The sequence below is a fragment of the Ewingella sp. AOP9-I1-14 genome (assembly GCF_052375995.1).
In the GTDB taxonomy this organism is placed as follows: domain Bacteria; phylum Pseudomonadota; class Gammaproteobacteria; order Enterobacterales; family Enterobacteriaceae; genus Ewingella; species Ewingella allii.
This window is the reverse complement of sequence record NZ_JBQSVA010000005.1, coordinates 326040-344517: the sequence shown is the minus strand read 5'-3', so window position 1 is coordinate 344517 and position 18478 is coordinate 326040. Positions and strand designations below refer to the sequence as shown.

The 18478-nt window shown below is 53.8% G+C and carries 19 protein-coding genes and 1 pseudogene; 4 read left to right on the top strand and 16 right to left on the bottom strand.

Annotation, left to right across the window (positions count from 1 at the left end; genetic code table 11):
* Positions 1-86 precede the first annotated feature (86 nt).
* The 8 genes from fusA to fkpA form a co-directional block, all read right to left on the bottom strand.
* Entirely contained in the window at positions 87-2201 is a 2115-nt protein-coding gene (gene fusA, locus ACT3RT_RS16105) for an elongation factor G (RefSeq protein WP_353503555.1), read from the bottom strand.
* Positions 2202-2297: 96 nt separating this feature from the next.
* Positions 2298-2768 (bottom strand): 30S ribosomal protein S7, encoded by a 471-nt coding sequence (gene rpsG / locus ACT3RT_RS16100; RefSeq protein WP_005969574.1) that lies wholly within the window; start codon positions 2766-2768, stop codon positions 2298-2300.
* Positions 2769-2864: 96 nt separating this feature from the next.
* Positions 2865-3239 carry a 30S ribosomal protein S12 gene (rpsL, locus tag ACT3RT_RS16095; RefSeq protein WP_013573668.1) on the bottom strand — a complete coding sequence of 125 codons (375 nt, stop codon included), beginning with the start codon at positions 3237-3239 and terminating at the stop codon, positions 2865-2867.
* A 143-nt stretch (positions 3240-3382) separates the two neighbouring features.
* Positions 3383-3670 (bottom strand): sulfurtransferase complex subunit TusB, encoded by a 288-nt coding sequence (gene tusB / locus ACT3RT_RS16090; protein ID WP_353503556.1) that lies wholly within the window; start codon positions 3668-3670, stop codon positions 3383-3385.
* A 13-nt stretch (positions 3671-3683) separates the two neighbouring features.
* Positions 3684-4043 (bottom strand): sulfurtransferase complex subunit TusC, encoded by a 360-nt coding sequence (gene tusC / locus ACT3RT_RS16085; protein WP_396131914.1) that lies wholly within the window; start codon positions 4041-4043, stop codon positions 3684-3686.
* A gap of 19 nt (positions 4044-4062) precedes the next feature.
* Entirely contained in the window at positions 4063-4455 is a 393-nt protein-coding gene (gene tusD / locus ACT3RT_RS16080; RefSeq protein ID WP_185689107.1) for a sulfurtransferase complex subunit TusD, read from the bottom strand.
* A complete protein-coding gene (locus tag ACT3RT_RS16075) occupies positions 4452-5174 on the bottom strand; it encodes a helix-turn-helix transcriptional regulator (protein ID WP_034793705.1) in 723 nt (240 codons plus the stop codon). Before ACT3RT_RS16075 ends, tusD begins: the two co-directional genes overlap by 4 nt.
* Before the next feature lie 254 nt (positions 5175-5428).
* Complete coding sequence (fkpA, locus tag ACT3RT_RS16070) at positions 5429-6277, bottom strand: FKBP-type peptidyl-prolyl cis-trans isomerase (protein ID WP_353503559.1); 849 nt, start codon at positions 6275-6277, stop codon at positions 5429-5431.
* A gap of 244 nt (positions 6278-6521) precedes the next feature.
* Here fkpA and ACT3RT_RS16065 point away from each other — a divergent pair, with 244 nt between their 5' ends.
* The gene (locus tag ACT3RT_RS16065; protein ID WP_034793707.1) at positions 6522-6740 is read left to right on the top strand and encodes a protein SlyX; all 219 of its coding nucleotides are present in this window, start codon (positions 6522-6524) and stop codon (positions 6738-6740) included.
* 82 nt (positions 6741-6822) lie between these two features.
* On the opposite strand, the gene slyD is transcribed toward ACT3RT_RS16065, so the two are convergent.
* From slyD to kefG, 4 genes and pseudogenes are all read right to left on the bottom strand, one after another.
* The gene (gene slyD / locus ACT3RT_RS16060; RefSeq protein ID WP_496203319.1) at positions 6823-7422 is read right to left on the bottom strand and encodes a peptidylprolyl isomerase; all 600 of its coding nucleotides are present in this window, start codon (positions 7420-7422) and stop codon (positions 6823-6825) included.
* A 119-nt stretch (positions 7423-7541) separates the two neighbouring features.
* Positions 7542-7745, bottom strand: coding sequence for a YheV family putative zinc ribbon protein (locus ACT3RT_RS16055; RefSeq protein ID WP_034793711.1), 204 nt, complete (start codon positions 7743-7745; stop codon positions 7542-7544).
* Positions 7746-7857: 112 nt separating this feature from the next.
* Complete coding sequence (gene kefB, locus ACT3RT_RS16050; RefSeq protein WP_486031568.1) at positions 7858-9666, bottom strand: glutathione-regulated potassium-efflux system protein KefB; 1809 nt, start codon at positions 9664-9666, stop codon at positions 7858-7860.
* Positions 9666-10219 (bottom strand): annotated as a pseudogene (gene kefG, locus ACT3RT_RS16045) (glutathione-regulated potassium-efflux system ancillary protein KefG). Before kefG ends, kefB begins: the two are co-directional and overlap by 1 nt.
* Before the next feature lie 131 nt (positions 10220-10350).
* Between kefG and ACT3RT_RS16040 the strand changes: the two are divergent.
* The gene (locus ACT3RT_RS16040; protein ID WP_496203318.1) at positions 10351-12270 is read left to right on the top strand and encodes an ABC transporter ATP-binding protein; all 1920 of its coding nucleotides are present in this window, start codon (positions 10351-10353) and stop codon (positions 12268-12270) included.
* A 74-nt stretch (positions 12271-12344) separates the two neighbouring features.
* On the opposite strand, the gene tauD is transcribed toward ACT3RT_RS16040, so the two are convergent.
* From tauD to tauA, 4 genes are read right to left on the bottom strand one after another with little or no spacing between them, the layout of a single operon-like run.
* The gene (gene tauD / locus ACT3RT_RS16035; protein ID WP_496200479.1) at positions 12345-13193 is read right to left on the bottom strand and encodes a taurine dioxygenase; all 849 of its coding nucleotides are present in this window, start codon (positions 13191-13193) and stop codon (positions 12345-12347) included.
* Positions 13190-14029, bottom strand: coding sequence for a taurine ABC transporter permease TauC (gene tauC / locus ACT3RT_RS16030; RefSeq protein ID WP_353503563.1), 840 nt, complete (start codon positions 14027-14029; stop codon positions 13190-13192). The genes tauD and tauC overlap by 4 nt, the downstream gene beginning before the upstream one ends.
* Positions 14026-14793, bottom strand: coding sequence for a taurine ABC transporter ATP-binding subunit (gene tauB / locus ACT3RT_RS16025; RefSeq protein ID WP_353503564.1), 768 nt, complete (start codon positions 14791-14793; stop codon positions 14026-14028). Before tauB ends, tauC begins: the two co-directional genes overlap by 4 nt.
* Positions 14794-14803: 10 nt before the next feature.
* Positions 14804-15805: a taurine ABC transporter substrate-binding protein gene (gene tauA / locus ACT3RT_RS16020; protein ID WP_496203317.1), complete on the bottom strand. Its 1002-nt coding sequence runs from the start codon at positions 15803-15805 to the stop codon at positions 14804-14806.
* 271 nt (positions 15806-16076) lie between these two features.
* Between tauA and ACT3RT_RS16015 the strand changes: the two genes are divergently transcribed.
* Positions 16077-17237 (top strand): toxic anion resistance protein, encoded by a 1161-nt coding sequence (locus ACT3RT_RS16015; RefSeq protein WP_496203316.1) that lies wholly within the window; start codon positions 16077-16079, stop codon positions 17235-17237.
* A gap of 2 nt (positions 17238-17239) precedes the next feature.
* Entirely contained in the window at positions 17240-18478 is a 1239-nt protein-coding gene (locus tag ACT3RT_RS16010; RefSeq protein ID WP_485904108.1) for a 5-bromo-4-chloroindolyl phosphate hydrolysis family protein, read from the top strand.

The following is an 18478-nucleotide window of genomic DNA, read 5'->3' as shown; positions in this document are numbered from 1 at the left end:
TTTTTCTTTAGACACGGCTATATTCCTTACTCTTGTGCTCCCCCTTCATAGAGAGAGCACTGGATCATTGTGTTTAAACCAGTGGCTTATTTGCCACGAGCTTCAATAACGGCCTGAGCGACGTTGTTCGGCGCATCATCGTACTTCAGGAACTCCATGGAGTAAGAAGCACGGCCTTTGGTCAGAGAACGCAGTTGAGTTGCGTATCCGAACATCTCGGACAACGGAACTTCAGCGTGAATCTGAACGCCAGTAGCGTTGGATTCCTGACCTTTCAGTTGACCACGACGACGGCTAAGGTCACCGATGACATCACCAGTGTTCTCTTCCGGAGTTTCTACTTCAACCTTCATGATCGGCTCAAGCAGAACTGGTTTCGCTTTCTTAAAGCCATCTTTGAAGGCGATAGAAGCGGCCAGTTTAAACGCCAGCTCAGAGGAGTCAACGTCATGGTAAGAACCGAAGTGCAGACGCACGCCCAGATCTACTACCGGGTAACCCGCCAGTGGACCAGACTTCAGCTGTTCCTGGATGCCTTTGTCAATCGCGCCGATGAATTCAGTTGGAATCACACCGCCTTTGATTTCGTTGACAAACTCATATCCTTTCGGATTTGTGCCAGGTTCTAGTGGGTACATGTCGATCACAACGTGACCATACTGACCGCGACCACCAGACTGCTTAGCGTGTTTACCTTCAACGTCGGTAACTTTACCGCGAATTGCTTCACGGTAAGCAACTTGTGGCTTACCGACGTTCGCTTCAACGTTAAATTCGCGACGCATACGGTCAACCAAGATGTCCAGGTGAAGCTCACCCATACCTGCGATGATAGTCTGACCAGATTCTTCGTCAGTCCATACGCGGAATGATGGGTCTTCTTTCGCCAGACGGCCCAGAGCCAGACCCATTTTTTCTTGGTCAGCTTTGGTTTTTGGTTCTACCGCAACGGAGATAACCGGCTCAGGGAACTCCATACGCTCCAGAATGATCACATTGTCTGGATCACACAGAGTGTCACCGGTAGTTACGTCTTTCAAACCGATTGCCGCAGCGATGTCGCCCGCACGAACTTCTTTAATTTCTTCACGCTTGTTAGCGTGCATCTGAACGATACGGCCCAGACGTTCGCGCTGAGATTTCACTGGGTTAAATACAGTGTCACCTGAGTTGACGAGACCGGAATAAACACGGAAGAACGTCAAGTTACCCACGAATGGGTCAGTTGCGATTTTGAACGCCAGAGCAGAGAACGGCTCGGCATCATCAGAGTGACGAACTGCTGGAGTGTCTTTACCGTCATCCAACATACCGTTGATAGCTTCAACGTCGGTTGGTGCTGGCAGATACTCAACAACAGCATCCAGCATTGCCTGTACGCCTTTGTTTTTAAACGCAGAACCACAGGTAACCAAGATGATTTCGTTGTTCAGAACGCGCTTACGCAGAGAAGTTTTGATCTCTTCTTCAGTCAACTCTTCGCCACCAAAGAATTTCTCCATCAGCTCATCAGAGCCTTCAGCAGCGGACTCAACCAGTTTCTGATGCCATTCTTCAGCCAGTTCTTGCATGTCAGCTGGGATCTCTTCGTATTCGAAGGTCACGCCCTGATCAGCTTCGTTCCAGTTGATAGCTTTCATCTTCACCAGGTCAACAACACCGGTGAATTTCTCTTCCGCGCCGATTGCCAGTTGCAGAGGCACCGGAGTTGCGCCCAGACGTTTTTCAATCTGATCAACAACTTTCAGGAAGTTAGCACCCATACGGTCCATTTTGTTAACGAACGCGATACGAGGAACTTTATATTTGTTTGCCTGACGCCATACGGTCTCAGACTGTGGCTGAACACCACCAACAGCACAGTAAACCATTACCGCGCCATCAAGAACACGCATGGAACGTTCTACTTCGATGGTGAAGTCAACGTGCCCTGGGGTGTCGATGATGTTGATGTGGTGTGGTTCGAACTGCTTAGCCATACCAGCCCAGTAACAGGTGGTAGCAGCGGACGTGATGGTAATACCACGTTCCTGTTCTTGCTCCATCCAGTCCATGGTAGCTGCGCCATCATGAACTTCACCGATTTTGTGGTTTACACCGGTGTAGAACAAAACACGTTCGGTAGTGGTCGTTTTACCGGCGTCGATGTGAGCACTGATACCAATGTTACGGTAGCGCTCAATGGGTGTTTTACGAGCCATTTGATTCCTCTATAACTAGGACGTTCAAGTTCAGTTAACCCAAGCGGGTTGGCTTCTTGAAGCGCCCGCTTGGTTAGCATAACTACTGCGAAGTGATTACCAGCGGTAGTGGGCGAACGCCTTGTTGGCTTCAGCCATACGGTGAACGTCTTCACGTTTCTTAACAGCAGTACCTTTGTTCTCTGCTGCGTCAGAAAGTTCGTTCGCCAGGCGAAGAGCCATGGATTTATCACCGCGTTTACGAGCAGCTTCAACGATCCAACGCATTGCCAGGGCATTACGACGAACCGGACGTACTTCAACTGGAACCTGATAAGTAGAACCACCTACGCGGCGGGACTTAACTTCGACAGTCGGACGAACGTTGTCCAGAGCGACTTCGAAAGCTTCCAGGTGGCCTTTACCGCTACGTTGAGCCAGGGTCTCAAGAGCAGTGTAGACGATTGCTTCTGCAGTAGATTTTTTACCATCTACCATCAGAATGTTTACGAATTTAGCCAGCAGTTCGGACCCGAACTTAGGATCTGGCAGAATTTTACGTTGACCAATGACGCGACGACGTGGCATGGAAATACTCCGTTGTTAATTCAGGATTGTCCAAAACTCAAAGAGTTTATTTTGACATTAATGTAAAAATGTTTGGCCTTACTTAACGGAGAACCATTAAGACTTCGGCTTCTTGACGCCGTATTTAGAACGAGATTGCTTACGATCCTTAACGCCTGAACAGTCCAGCGCGCCACGGACGGTGTGATAACGCACACCTGGCAAGTCTTTTACACGACCGCCACGGATCAGGATCACGGAGTGTTCCTGCAGGTTATGACCTTCACCGCCGATGTAGGAGGTAACTTCAAAACCGTTAGTCAAACGCACACGGCATACTTTACGCAGTGCGGAGTTTGGTTTTTTAGGAGTGGTGGTATATACACGAGTACATACGCCACGTTTCTGCGGGCAAGCTTCCAGCGCTGGAACGTTGCTTTTAGCAACCTTCGTAGAGCGTGGTTTGCGTACCAGCTGATTAATTGTTGCCATTAAAAAGCTCCTGGATTTTGGTTCATAAACTACTTTGTAAACGCGTGTTAAATCACCCCATATACAGCATTAGCTAATATGGGGACGCAGAATTTTAGGGCTGACCTACAAAGGTGTCAAGAAATATACAGCGTTGGAGGTGATCACCATGCGATTTGCTGAGGGTGTTTTTCGGTCAGCGCGACGAAACCAGTATAGTCGATCAGCGTAATATTGTGTGAAATTTGACCAACTAATCCTCGGGCGGCTAAATCTTCACTTAGGGCATAGACGGAATGTTCTGCCGTAGCTAGATATGGGTGCGCCGCGCTGTCTTTCAAGGCCGCCAGTACGCCGTCTTGCATCAGCAGTAAGGCGTCCTGTGAGCCAATCAGACTAACAAGTGTGGGGAAATCACACGCTTGGGGAGAATTCGCTAAGGTAAAAAGCATGGTTTTTCCTGCATTAAAATGTCATCACGACATCGTATTCCGCTAACTTAGCGCGCAATTCAGCCGCCGCCAGCCTCTCAACATCCAGCACCCAGTTGTCCACACTCGACAATCCGCGCGCCGCCAAGGACTCCTCGCAGATGAAACACTGGTCGATATCGTATAAGGATAAAACGCCGTAAGTGACGATATAATTACGCGAAAGAATTTTTTCTGGCTGTTGGTTCGGTAACAGCTGAAATACGCCATCGGCGACAAAGAACACGCCAATGTCTTCAGTTAACGCCGAGGTGGCGAGCAAAGCATCAAGTCCTTCCCTGCCTGCAGAACTGCCGTGTGGCCCATGCGTAAAAATAAAGGCGACTTTTTTCATATTGGATTACACCTTGTATTTAAAACTGCACTAGCCGATCGCAGGTCAGCGACGCTTCCGCCAAACTTCCCAGCCCGGTCAAGGCAAAACCTGATTGCAGGTTAGCAAACTCACCGCCCTGATTGCGGGCTTCATCGCCATCAATCACGCCACGGCGCAGCGCCGCGGCCACGCAGACATTCAGCGCCACGTGGTTGTCGACGGCCAATCGCTGCCAGGCGCGCACCAAGTCGAACTCGTCTGACGCTGGCGCAGAAAGCTGATTGCCGTTCAGAACGCCTTCGCGATAGAAAAAGATGCTGTCTAACTGATGCCCGGCGGCTAACAGCGCCAGAGCAAATTGATAGGCCGCGCTGGCTTGTTGCGTGCCGTAGGCAGGGCCGGTCACCAGCAGGCAATAACGCAGTTTCAACGTTCGTTCCCCACCAGATCGCCGCTCTTAAATTGGCGGATATAGAGATAAACCGTGTGTTTGGAGATGTTCAGGCGATCGGCCACCTGGTTAATGGCATCTTTGATATCAAAAATGCCTTTCTCGTAAAGATTCAGAACCACCTGACGATTCTTGGCGTTATTCGACACGTTGCGGTCGGCATTCACCTCTTCAATGGTGAACTCCAGCGTTTGTGCCACCAAGTCGTCAACCGACGAGGCGAAGTTCACCGAAGGCGCCACTTCCTGCGTTTCTGGCGGCATAAAGGTCTGCATGATTTGCGAGAAAGGCACGTCGAGGTTCATGTTGATACAAAGCAGGCCGATCACTCGCTGCTCGCGATTGCGAATAGCGATGGTGACTGACTTCATCAACACGCCACTTTTGGCGCGAGTGAAATAGGCTTTCGACACATTGCTGTCGGCACCTGTCATATCGTGCAGCATGCGCAGCGCCAGGTCGGTAATAGGCGAACCGATTTTACGCCCGGTGTGTTCACCATTGGCAATTCGAATCGCCGAGCATTTCAAGTCTTCAAGAGAATGCAGAACAATTTCACAGTGCTCGCCGATAAGCATCGCCAGACCATCAACTACCGCCTCATAGGAGGTGAGAATTTCGTGGTCGGTCTGAGTGAAAGGACGTTGGTCCAGCAAATCCAGTTCGCCGGTTTCGCCAGATATAAGCGAATTAGACATCGAAGCTACCACCCTCTACATTGCGCTCGCTTGAACCAGCAATACGCATCAATCAATATTCGGGGCCTTCACTGCTATAAACAGGCAGACACCCTTGAGATCACATGGAATAGTGACGTTATGCTCGACAGGCAAACGCGTCAAGTGATCATCATAGAGTAACCGCAGTAAAATGAGGGTCACAGCCGGAATTAATCTTTCAGGCAAAAAAAACCGCCGCGTTTAGCGACGGTTTTTAGAGCAACCAAAACAGATTAGTTTGTTTTAGGTGCTGCAGCGTCAGCTGGCTGGTCTGCCGCTTTTGGGTCAGCTTTAGGCGCTGCTTTAACGTCCAGCAGTTCTACGTCGAATACCAGAGTAGAGTTTGCAGGGATGCCCGGGACGCCCGTTTTGCCGTAAGCCAAGTCTGGTGGAATGACCAGCTTGATTTTACCGCCTTTCTTAACGTGCTTCAGACCTTCGGTCCAGCCTGGGATCACGCCGTCAAGACGGAAGGAGAGTGGCTCGCCGCGAGTATAAGAGTTATCGAACTCAGTCCCGTCGGTCAGAGTACCTTTGTAGTTAACAACTACGGTGTCGCTGTCTTTCGGCACTTCGCCAGTACCTGGTTTTTCTACCTGATACAGCAGGCCAGATTCAGTTTTCTTCACGCCTTTAGTCTTGGCGAAGTCAGCACGGAATTTGTCGCCTTTCTCTGCGTTAGCTTTAGCGTCTTGTTCAACTTTAGCCTGAGCGGAAGCCTTCACGCGGCCTTCGAAAGTTTGCAGCGTTTTCTCGATGTCGGCGTCAGACAGTTTGCTCTTGTTAGCAAACGCGTCCTGCACACCAGCGATCAACTGGTCTTTGTCCAGTTTGATGCCCAATTTCTCTTGTTCTTTCAGAGAATTGTCCATGTAGCGGCCAAGTGAAGCACCCAGCGCGTAAGCAGCCTGCTCATCATCACTATTAAACTTAGTTGTAGCAGTCGCTGCCGGTGCGGCGGCGGCTGGTGCAGCGGCAGGAGCTGGAGCAGCTTTTGCTGCATCATCTGCCATGGCCTGCGTCGCATTCAGTGCCAGTGCCATGGTGGTCGCTAACAGTGTTACTTTAAACAGTGATTTCATCCATTTCTCCAAGACCTGAAGCACGTAGCCTCAGGTAACAATAACGAAAGTACGGCGGTTACTATAACTGTCCATGTTCGAACAAGACAATCTCTATACTAACCAATAGCGTATTATTCAGAACCTTTTTGCGACAATAAGTTTCTTAATTTCCTTAAAATACGAAAACTCTCAGACAGCCCGTCAGGTAATTCCCCGCATTTGCAGGTAGAATCCGTCCATTGCAGCATAAGAGGTGAAACCCATGGACCAGAGCGCCATCGAGAAACGTTTAGAGATGCTAGAAAGCCGTCTGGCATTTCAGGAAGTGACCATTGATGAACTCAATCACATCGTCACATCACACCAGTTAGAAATGAGCCGGTTGCACGATCATCTGCGCTTATTGACCGATAAGCTGCGCGCGTCGCAGCCGTCGCAAATCGCCGATCAGTCGGAAGAGACGCCGCCGCCGCATTACTAATGCCACAGGCCTGCGCCTCGCGACGCAGCAACAAAAAAGGCACCCAGTGGGTGCCTTTTTCGCTTTAACGACTTAGTGGGCCTTAGTGGCAACCACATCCGCCGTTACCGCAACCGCCTTTGCTGCCGTGGTCATGGCCGTGATCATGGCTGTGACCGTGGCCGCCGCAGCAACCGCCGTGGTCATGGTCGTGGTCGTGACCATGGTCATGACCGTGCTCGCCGTGAACGTGGCCGTGAGCCAGTTCTTCAGCCGTGGCTTCGCGGATCGCGACCACTTCTACGTGGAAGTTCAGGTTCTGGCCAGCCAGCATATGGTTGCCATCAACAACAACGTGGTCGCCATCAACTTCAGTGATTTCGACCGGAACTGGACCCTGATCGGTGTCAGCCAGGAAACGCATACCCACTTCCAGCTCTTCAACACCCATGAACACGTCTTTAGGCACGCGCTGCACCAGGTTTTCGTCGTAGTTGCCGTAAGCGTCGTTGGCGCCAACGTGCACGTCGAATTTGTCACCGACCGCATGACCATCCAGCGCGGTTTCCAGACCGGAGATCAGGGAACCATGACCGTGCAGATAATCCAACGGTGCGCTCACCGGTGATTCATCAACCAACACACCGTCTTCTGTACGTACCTGATATGCCACGCTGACGACCAGGTCTTTTGCTACTTTCATGATAACTCCTACCGTTGGAAACTGAATGACAACAACAGTGCCGAATAAATTTGGCGAAGAGTGTAACGGAAATCCGCGCCTCTGTACCTGATAGCATACAAAAAACACGACGATTAACGCTACTTCGGATCAAAAATACCGATAACTTGTTCGTCGCGGCGCAAGGTTTTATCCACCTGCTCATCGGTCTGGCGTTTATGTAAACCGCACTTGATGCACTCGACCACCTCAACCTGATCTTCAATCCATAAAGCGAGGGTATCCAGCGCCTTACATTGCGGGCAAACGGCGCCAGCGATGAAACGTTTACGGGTTGTAGCCATGACTTACTCTCCAAAAATGTCGCGTCTTGCGCCTGCTTTATACATGGGGGCAGGTGAAACGTTTTGCAAAAAAAAATTTATCCGCCGGGCTTCTCGACAGCTATAGCCCGGCTTACTCGTCGTCGTCCCAGCCATCTAGCTGGCGGCGCTCGTTGTGCATTTCACTTTGGAAGATGTCTTCCAGCTCGCGCCGCGCCTCTTTCACACGGGAAATCTGCGCCACGTCGCCACGGTTTTGCGGCACCAGTTCGCGCAACATGCGCATATCCAGACGGCGGAAGTGCTGCTGTGCGCGGTAGGCGCTGTGCGGATGCATCCCCAGCGTCACCAGCGTCTTCTTGCCTAACTCCAGCGCGCTGGAGAAGGTTTCACGCGAGAAGTGAGTCACGCCCGCCTGCAATAGCTCGTGGGCTTCAACACGCCCGCGAGCACGCGCCAGAATATTCAGATGTGGGAAATGCTGCTGGCACAGATGCACGATTTCCATCGTATCTTCCGGCTCATTACAGGTGATCACGATAGATTTGGCTTTCTCCGCGCCAGAGGCTCGCAGCAGTTCCAGCTCGGTGGCATCGCCGTAATAGACTTTATACCCATAGGTGCGCATCAGGCCGACGGCGCTGATATCGCGCTCCAGCACGGTAATGCGTTTCTTGTTGGCCATCAGCAGGCGGCCAATCACCTGACCAAAACGCCCAAAGCCGACGATAATCACCTGCGGCTGGTCATCCTGCACGAAGTGCTTCTCATCGCTCTCTTCGTTATCGTTGTAGCGGCGTACCAGAATCTTATCCACCGCCTGCATCAGCAGCGGCGTGGTCATCATCGACAGCGTCACCACCACCAACAGCAGGGAGAGCTGCGAGGAGGAGATGACCTTCTGCGCACCGGCGGCCGAGAACAGCACGAAGGCGAACTCCCCGCCCTGACTGAGCACCGCTGAGAATTGCAGCCGGACCGAGGTACGAATGCCAAACACCCGCGCCAGCGTGTACAGCACCGCGCCTTTAATCGACACCAGCACCACCACGCCAATCAGCACTTCCAGCACGTGGGTGTAAAGCACGCCAAGGTTGAGCGCCATGCCGACCGAGATAAAGAACAGCCCAAGCAGTAAACCTTTAAACGGCTCGATGGCGATTTCCAGTTCGTGCTGATACTCACTTTCCGCCAACAGCACCCCGGCGATAAAGGTCCCGAGAGCCATGGAGAAGCCAAGCGAATCCATAAACAGCGCCGAGCCGAGCACCAACAGCAGCGCGGCGGCGGTGAACACTTCGCGCACGCCGGAGGCCACGATCAGCCGGAAAATCGGCCGCAGCAGGAAACGCCCGCCAATCAGCATCCCGGCAAAAGCCAGCACTTTAAGGCCAATCATGCCCCAGTTATTGCCGCCTTCCGGGCCACCGGCCAGCAGGGGGATCAGCGCCAACGCGGGGATAACCGCGATATCCTGAAACAGTAAAACCGCAAAGCCAAGCTGGCCGCCTTCATTGCGGGTCATGCTCTTGTCGCGCATTAATTGCAGGGCCATGGCGGTGGAAGACATTGCCAAACCGATACCGCCAATCAGCGCCGCCTGCCAGGCGAAATTCGTCAAATAGAGCAGCCCGCCCAGCACGGCGGCGGTCAAGATCACCTGCCCCGCCCCTACGCCGAAGATCTGCCTGCGCAGCTCCCACAGCTTACCGGGATTCAGCTCCAGCCCGATGATAAACATCAGGAACACCACCCCAAGCTCGGAGAAGTGCAGAATTTCATCCACGTCGCGAATAAAACCTAGCCCCCACGGGCCGATGGCAATCCCGGCCAGCAGGTAGCCAAGCACGGCGCCAATGCCCAATTTCTGGGCAATAGGTACAGCAACCACCGCAGCGAACAGAAACAGCAAAATCGCCGCCGGAAGATTCGAACCGTCCATTATTGATTGCCTCCGTGTGGCAGTGGAGACCTTAACCAATCGCCGTAAGCCTGCGCATGACTATGTAATACATCAGGTTTCTGGCGGCGGGCCCAATAGATGATAATCGGCGTCATCCAGTGCATATGGCACATGGCCGATGTCAGCTCGAAGGGCGCATAATGTCCGACATCGGGTAGCGATTATAACCGCCTGCTTTATAGGCACCCTCCGGCTCGCCGGTAGTGACCACGGAGCGCCAATACTTTCCCCGCAGCGCGTTGCCACCTGCGCCGCTGGCAAAGCCGCGAGCCAAGACGCGATCCATCCACTCTTTTAGCAGCGCCGGGCAGCTATAGGTATAAAGAGGATGTTGAAAAACAATCACTTTATGGTCGCGCAACAGCTGTTGTTCGCGGTGAATATCGATGAAAAAATCGGGGTAGTGGGCGTACAAATCGTGAACGGTGACATGCTCTAATTGCTGCGCTTGTTGCAACAAAACGCGGTTGGCGACCGAATCGGGCGATTCCGGGTGGGCATACAGCAGCAAAACCTTTGGTGGCTGCGACATCAATACCTCCAAAGCGTCGTCAGGGTGCGGTTTTTCCGTTACCATGCTTCGCAAAGACTAAAAATAGGACGCAATACGTCTTGTTTAACTTATGATCGTGACAATTTAACATACTCTCAACACGGCGCTTTATGATTGTTTTCTCCTCATTACAAATCCGACGCGGCACTAACGTCCTGCTAGATAACGCATCAGCGACCATTAATCCCGGCCAAAAAGTCGGTCTGGTCGGCAAAAACGGCTGTGGTAAATCGACACTTATCTCACTGTTGAAAAACGAAATGAGCGCCGATGCTGGCAACATGACTTTCCCGAATAACTGGGCTTTGGCCTGGGTTAATCAGGAAACGCCCGCGCTTGACGTGCCAGCCATAGAGTATGTTATCGACGGCGACCGCGAGTTTCGTCAGTTAGAATCTGAATTGCACGCCGCCAACGAGCGCGACGACGGCAACGCCATTGCTCACGCCCACGGCAAGCTCGACGCCATTCAGGCGTGGACCATTCCGGCGCGCGCCGCCAGCCTGCTCAGCGGGCTGGGCTTTAGCCAAAGCCAATTGCAGCAGCCGGTGAAATCCTTCTCGGGCGGTTGGCGTATGCGCCTTAACCTGGCGCAGGCGCTGATTTGTCGCTCTGACTTACTGCTGCTCGACGAACCGACCAACCACCTTGATTTAGACGCGGTGATCTGGCTGGAGAAGTGGCTGAAAAGCTACACCGGCACGCTGGTGCTGATCTCCCATGACCGCGATTTCCTCGACCCGATTGTCGATAAAATCCTGCATATCGAGCAGCAAACGCTGAACGAATACACCGGCAACTACTCCTCCTTCGAGCGCCAACGGGCGACGAAACTGGCGCAGCAGCAGTCGCTGTTTGAGAGCCAGCAAGAGAAAGTCGCCCATTTGCAGAGCTATATTGACCGTTTCCGCGCACAGGCCACCAAGGCCAAGCAGGCGCAGAGCCGTATCAAGATGCTGGAACGCATGGAGCTGATTGCCCCGGCGCACGTGGATAATCCTTTTCATTTTAGCTTCCGTTCGCCAGAAAGTTTGCCCGACCCGCTGCTGCGCATGGAAAAAGTCAGCGCGGGCTATGGCGACACCACTATTCTGGAATCCATCAAGCTGAATCTGGTGCCAGGTTCGCGCATCGGGCTGCTGGGCAGAAACGGCGCCGGTAAATCCACGTTGATCAAGCTGTTAGCGGGCACTATGGAGCCTTTGCAGGGAGATATTGGCCTGTCGAAAGGGGTCAAACTGGGCTACTTCGCCCAGCATCAGTTGGAGTTCCTGCGCGCCGAAGACTCGCCGTTGCAGCACTTAGTGCGTCTGGCGAGTAAAGAGACTGAGCAGCAACTGCGCGACTATCTCGGCGGTTTCGGCTTCCACGGCGATAAAGTGACAGACCCGACCGGCCGTTTCTCCGGTGGCGAAAAAGCGCGTCTGGTGCTGGCCCTGATCGTCTGGCAGCGCCCTAACCTGCTGCTGCTCGACGAACCAACCAACCACTTGGATCTCGATATGCGTCAGGCGCTGACCGAAGCATTGATCGATTTCGAAGGCGCGATGGTGGTGGTGTCGCACGACCGCCACTTACTGCGTTCCACCACCGACGACCTCTATCTGGTTCACGGCGGCAAAGTCGAACAGTTCGACGGCGATTTGGAAGATTACCAGCAGTGGCTGGTGGAGATTCAGCGTCAGGAGAGCCAGCAAGAAGCTCCGGCCAAAGACGGCGGCGTAAACAGCGCGCAATCGCGCAAAGACCAGAAGCGCCGCGAAGCCGATTTTCGCAACCAGACCCAGCCGCTACGCAAGCAGATAACCAAGCTGGAAACGCAGATGGAAAAGCTGAGCAGTGAACTGGCGGCTATTGAAGAGAAGCTCGCCGATTCCGCCATTTACGACATCAGCCGCAAAGCCGAGCTCACCGAGTGTCTGCAACAGCAAACCAAAACCAAAGGCGCGCTGGAAGAGACCGAAATGACCTGGCTCGACGCCCAAGAACAGCTCGAAGAGATGTCGAAGGCGTTTGATGTAGAGAGTTGATTTGGCTAGCCCCCTCCCCTGGAAAGGGGAGGAGCAAAACCTTAAACGCCGTCGCAGCCCCGCACAACCACGCGTCACCCTTTATAAAAAGGCTTATCACCCAGCACCGTCGCCCGATGCATAATCCGCCGCTGCGGCAGATAATCCGCATTCGCGTAATGCTGCGTCACGCGGTTATCCCAGATCGCGATGTCATCCTGCTGCCAGCGCCAGCGCACCTGAAACTCCGGCTTGGTCACGTGGTTAAACAGGAAAGTCAGGATCGCCGCACTCTCCTTCTCGCTCAGACCGACAATTCGGGTGGTAAAACCTTCGTTCACAAACAGCGCCTGCTTGCCGCTCACGGGGTGAGTTCGAATCACCGGGTGCAGCAACGGCAGGTTCTTCTCTTTGGCTTTCTGCCACTGCTGGTGCTCTTCCGGCGTCTTGCGATATTTGAATTCCTGGAATGACTTGGTGAAGTCGTGCTCGGCCTGCAGACCCGTCAGCAACTGGCGGAAAGGCTCGGACAGCGCCTCGTAGGCCGCAATGCCGCTGGCCCACAGCGTGTCGCCGCCGGTGGTCGGCAGGTGCTTTGACGCCAACACCGCAATCGCCGGAGGCGTTTCGATAAAGGTGACGTCGGTGTGCCAGTTGTCATTGTCCGGCGGGTTGTCGTCGTGGGTGTCGAGGACGATGATCTCTTCGACATCCGGCGCGTGCGGGTAAACCGGGTGAATGTGCAAATCGCCGAACCGCGCGGCCAGCGCTCGCTGCTGCGCCGGAGTGATCGGCTGATTGCGGGCAAACAGCACCTGATGCTTGAGCAAAGCGTGGTAGAACTGCTCAAACTGCGCGTCAGACAGGGGACGAGTCAGGTCGATATTCTCAACCTGCGCGCCGATATACGGGCCTAACGGCGTGATAATCAAACGTTCGTTCATTGTTGTTCTCCGTGCCACGGGGTGAGTTTGCGCTGTAAGGCGCGCAGGCCGATTTCAAGACTAAAGGCGATCAGCGCGATCACGCTGATGCCCGCAATAACCACATCAGTCGCCAAAAACTCACCGGCGGACTGCACCATAAAACCCAAACCGCGCGTGGCGGCAATCAGCTCGGCGGCCACCAGCGTGGACCAGCCGACGCCGAGGCCAATCCGAATGCCGGTCAGAATTTCCGGCAGCGCGCTCGGCAGCACCACATAGCGCAGCACCTGTAACTTACTGGCACCGAGGGCCTGCGCGGCGCGGACTCGCACCTGAGAAACGCTGCGCACGCCCGCCACGGCGGAGAGCGCCACCGGGGCGAAAATCGCCAGATAGATCAGCAGAATTTTCGAGGTTTCGCCGATACCAAACCAGATCACCATCAGCGGCAGGTACGCCAACGGCGGCACCGGGCGATACAACTCAATCAGCGGGTCCAAAATGCCGCGCACCGTATCATTCAGCCCCATAGCAATACCCACCGGCACGCCAATCACCACCGCCGCCAGCAGCGCGATCAAAATGCGCGTCAGGCTGGCCGCCAAATGCTGCCACAGCGTGGCGTCCATAAAGCCTTGCGGGCTGGCGATGACATACAGCTGATGCAGCACCTGCTGCGGCGCGGGGAGAAACAGCGGGCTGATGAGTTTCAGCGCGGTCACCGCCCACCACACCACCACTAGCACCAGCAGCGTGGCAATGCTCAGCCGCACGTTGCGCGGAATGCGCGCCAGCCATGAGCGCCGAGTGGCTGCCACGGTGGTTTGATTGTTGAGCGCAGAATCCAGACTCATATCAACACCTCGCGCTGCTGGAAGACTTTACTCAGCACGTATTCACGCTGAGCAATAAACTGCGGGTCTGACTTGATGGCGCGGCACGGCTCGCCGTTGGCGTAACGCTGGCCGAAGTCGAGCTTCAGGCGTTCTACCACCTGCCCCGGCCCCGGCGAGAGCAGCAACAGCTCGCTGGCGAGGAACACCGCCTCTTCAATATCATGAGTAATAAGCAAAATTTGTTTGCCGGTGTCGCGCCAAATAGTCAGCAGCAACTCCTGCATCTGTTCGCGAGTAAAGGCGTCGAGCGCGCCGAAAGGCTCATCCAACAGCAGCAGGCGCGGGTCGGCCGCCAGCGCGCGAGCAATGCCCACTCGCTGACGCATCCCGCCGGAAAGCTGCCAGATGAAGTGCTGCTCGTAGTCTTTCAGCCCGACTTTATTGAGCATGCGCAGCGCGGTTTCCCGGCGCTGGCTCTTGTTGATGCCCGCCAATTGCAGGCCGAACTCCACGTTGCTCACTACGTCGCGCCACGGCAGTAATCCCTCATGCTGGAACACCACGCCGCGATCGGCACCCGGCCCGCTGACCGGCACGCCGTCGAGAGTGATAGAGCCGCTCGACGCAGGCAAAAATCCGGCAATCAGGTTAAGTAAGGTGGTTTTGCCGCAGCCCGACGGGCCGAGCACCACCACCAGTTCGCCGCTGGCAATCTGCAAAGAGATATCTTTTAGGGCCGGGCGGCCCTGATATTCTGCCGAAAGGTGCGAGACGTTAAGCATGGCGTTCTCCTCAGGATTTCGGGCTGGCCTGAACGGCTTTGACGAACTGGTTAGTCACGTAATCGCTGTAGTCGTCGTCCACCTGCTGCACTTTGCCCTGCTCTTTGAGGAACGCCGCGGTGTCTTTAATGGCTTTATCCACCGGCTTACCCAGCTGGGTGACCTGCTCGTCCACTGGCAAATAACGATTTCCCTTCACTAAATCAGGCACTTGCTCGGCCGGAACGCCACTCAGGCGCGACAAAGCATCAAGATTGCCTTTGTCCTGTAGCCACTTCTCTGGCTGTTGCAGGTAGTCCCCCTGCGCTTTCAAAGCACTGCGGACGAAAGCCGTCACAATCTCAGGATGCGCTTTGGCGAAGTCCTTGCGCACCACCCACACGTCGAGAGTTGGCGAACCCCATTTGCCGACCTGCGAGGAGTCTGTCAGCACCTTGCCGGTTTTCTCCAATTCATTCACCGCCGGCGCCCAAACATAAGCGCCGTCAATATCACCCCGCGCCCAGGCGGCGGCGATGGCCGGTGGCTGAAGGTTCACGATGGTGACCTGTTTTGGGTCGATATCCCAATGCTTGAGTGCCGACAGCAGGCTGTAATGGGTGGTGGAGATGAAAGGCACCGCGATGCGCTTGCCAACCAAGTCTTTCGGATCTTTAATCTCTTTCTTCACCACCAGCGCTTCCGAGCTACCCAGCTCAGAGGCGATCAAAAACACTTCAATAGGCAGCTTCTGGCTGGCAGCCACCGCCAACGGGCTGGAGCCGATATTGCCAATCTGCACATCGCCGGACGCCAGCGCACGCAGCACGCTCGAGCCGCTGTCGAACTTGCGCCAGTCAACCTGCGCGCCGGACTCTTTGCCAAAACTGTTTTCCGCCTGCGCGACTTTCGCCGGCTCCGCCGACGTTTGGTAGGCCACGGTGACATCCGCCGCCTGTGCGCCAAAAGCCGCAAGACTTAAAGCCAGCGCCACGCCGTGTAACTTGAAAGAACCAAAGGTTTTGCTCGCCATAAGAAATTGCTCCGCACAGGATTTAAAGGGGGTTATCAGACCGTTTTGGCGGTTTGTCAGACAGTTTTAGCGGAGCCGCAAAAGGATAGAAAGTAATTAGAAATTATCTTTAATTACTTTATGGAATATGACGCCAATTCAAAGAATAAAAATGTATGAGGGTTTGTTGCTGGTAGTCATAGATCGTGCGGGTTAAAATCACGCTATTATTAGCCAAATTTATGAATTGAGCTGCTTTCGCGGCTTTATCCTCGATCAAAAGGATCACGCAGTGACGGAAACCACACCAACACCTGTACAGCCGGAAGCCGCACTTTCGACCGAACTCGCCACCGACCTTTCCACCACCAGCGGCGAGCCAACCAAGGCTCTCACTGCCGAAGATCAGCAACAGCTGGACGAGATCGTGGCGCAAATTGATATCACCGATCCGGTGCTCTCGATTGCCTATGGTGCGAAGACTATGAACGCCATGTCGCGCTTTAGCGAATCCATGATGCAAGAAGTGCGCGCCAAAGACGCGGGCGAGATTGGTCAGCAGCTCACCACGATGCTTGGCAAAGTGAAAAGCATCGATTTGACAGTTTTTGAGCAGAAAAAGGGCCTGCTCGAATCTCTGCCATTGATTGGCAAGATGTTCAGCAAGCTCGAGCGTACGCTGATGGAATATCAGACGCTGGCTCAGCAAGTGGATACCATCTCCAATAAGTTGCAGGACACTATTGTCGAGCTGCTGCGTAACATCGCCACGCTGGAACAGCTGTTTATTCGCAACAGCGAATATTTCAAACAAATCAGCCTGCATATCATCGCCGGTAAAAAGAAGATTGAGCAGATTCAAGCCTCCGATTTACCCCAGGCGCAGGCCAAGGCTGAGCAGTCTGGCGATGCCATGGATGCTCAGTTAGTTCGTGATTTGGTCAATGGCATCCAGCGTTTTGAGCGTCGTCTGCACGACCTGCTGCTCTCGCGCACCTTTGCGATTCAAACCGCGCCGCAAATTCGCCTGATGCAAAACAATAGCCAGTCTCTGGCCGAAAAAATTCAAAGCAGCATCCTGACCACTATTCCTATCTGGAAAAGCCAAATCGTCCTCGCCCTGAGCCTCAACTCACAGCGTCAGGCCGCCAAGCTGCAAAAAGACGTGGCGGACACCACCAATGAAATGCTGCGCCGCAATGCCGAAATGTTAGAACTGGGCAGCATCGAAACCGCCACCGAGGTAGAACGCTCGATTATCGATATCGATACGCTACGCGATGTGCAAAACCGCCTGCTGAACACGTTGGAAGAGACGCTGTCTATCGCCAGCAATGCGCGCCAACGTCGGGCTGAAGTAGAGAAAGAGCTGGGTGGTATGGAGCAAGAGCTGCGCACGAAACTGGCGTCGATTGCCGCAGGGCAAAATGCGCAGGCGAAGGTGGTTGGTTAACAATGAGAGAGATTGACTACCATACGGATTCTTTTAGCGAGTTTTATCGCGACTCTCGTGGTTTCAGGATTTTCACTTACATCGTTATTCTTTTCGGTTGCATTGGCTTCGTTTCCAGCTCTGACGAATACCTTCTAATCCCCAAAGACGAGCAAGACGGCGTCATATGGCTAGTCCTGCTCCCTAGCTATATGCTGCTTCATAATTTTTTAACTGACCGACAAAGTTTTTATTGGAGTATCCCAGTCGGCGTCGCTTGGGCCATTTTGGGCAATAGCTTAGTGCTCCCTTTCTGGATGGCAACGGCCGCATTGCTACTCAGTTTACTGACTCAATTTCGCGCCAACCTATTGTGGAAAGCCCTGCTCTGGGGCATAGCCCTCATATCTTATGCCGCAATCTTCGATAATTTATTAGCCGCCTATCCGTTCTACGTCGTTTTTCTGGTTATCGTCGTGATAGCTCGCAAGATGATCGTGAGTTCAGCGCACTCAATCACGCCAATCAAAGCTGAACCCGCCGCCACTCATACGTCAGAAGTGAGCTATAAAGAATATCTACATAATCAACAGCTAAAGCAGCAAAAAAGCGAGGATGAAAACATCGTCTCGTCCTTCCGCCCACCGCGTGATGAGCCTGACGAGCCAAAACCTGCTCCCAAGCCTGAACCCGAGATCGTTAGTTCTTATCGCCCACCGCGCGATGAACCCGACGAGCCAAAACCTGCGCCCAAGCCTGAACCCAAGATCGTTAGTTCTTACCGCCCACCGCGCGATGCTGTAGAGGATGTATCCTCCAACACCATCCTCGTGGCGAAAACCGCGCCGGTGAAGAAGGTCTTCCGCCCGGCCAAAGATGACTATGCGGGTATCTTATTGATGCTGGAGAAAAAGACGCTGCCCGCTGCCATGCAGACTGAGCTACAAGGCATCATCAAAAATGCTCGGATGATTTTGACCAGCATGGAGGAAGATCCCGAAGACGTGAAGCCGGGCAACGCGTTCTTAAGTCGCTATATGCCCGCGCTGGAAAGCGTGGTGGAGCAAGTTGAAAAGCTGGCGGCCCTCGAGAGCCTGTCCAGCAGCAGTAAGCAAGCGATGGATAAATGCTTCCACGCCTTGCAAGGTCTGCGCTCCGCTTTCGCCCAGCAATATGAGCAATTGCAGGAAAATAATCAGCTCAAATTCAATGTGGAAATGGAGATGCTTGATAGCCTGCTGAAAACCGACGGCTTCAAGTAA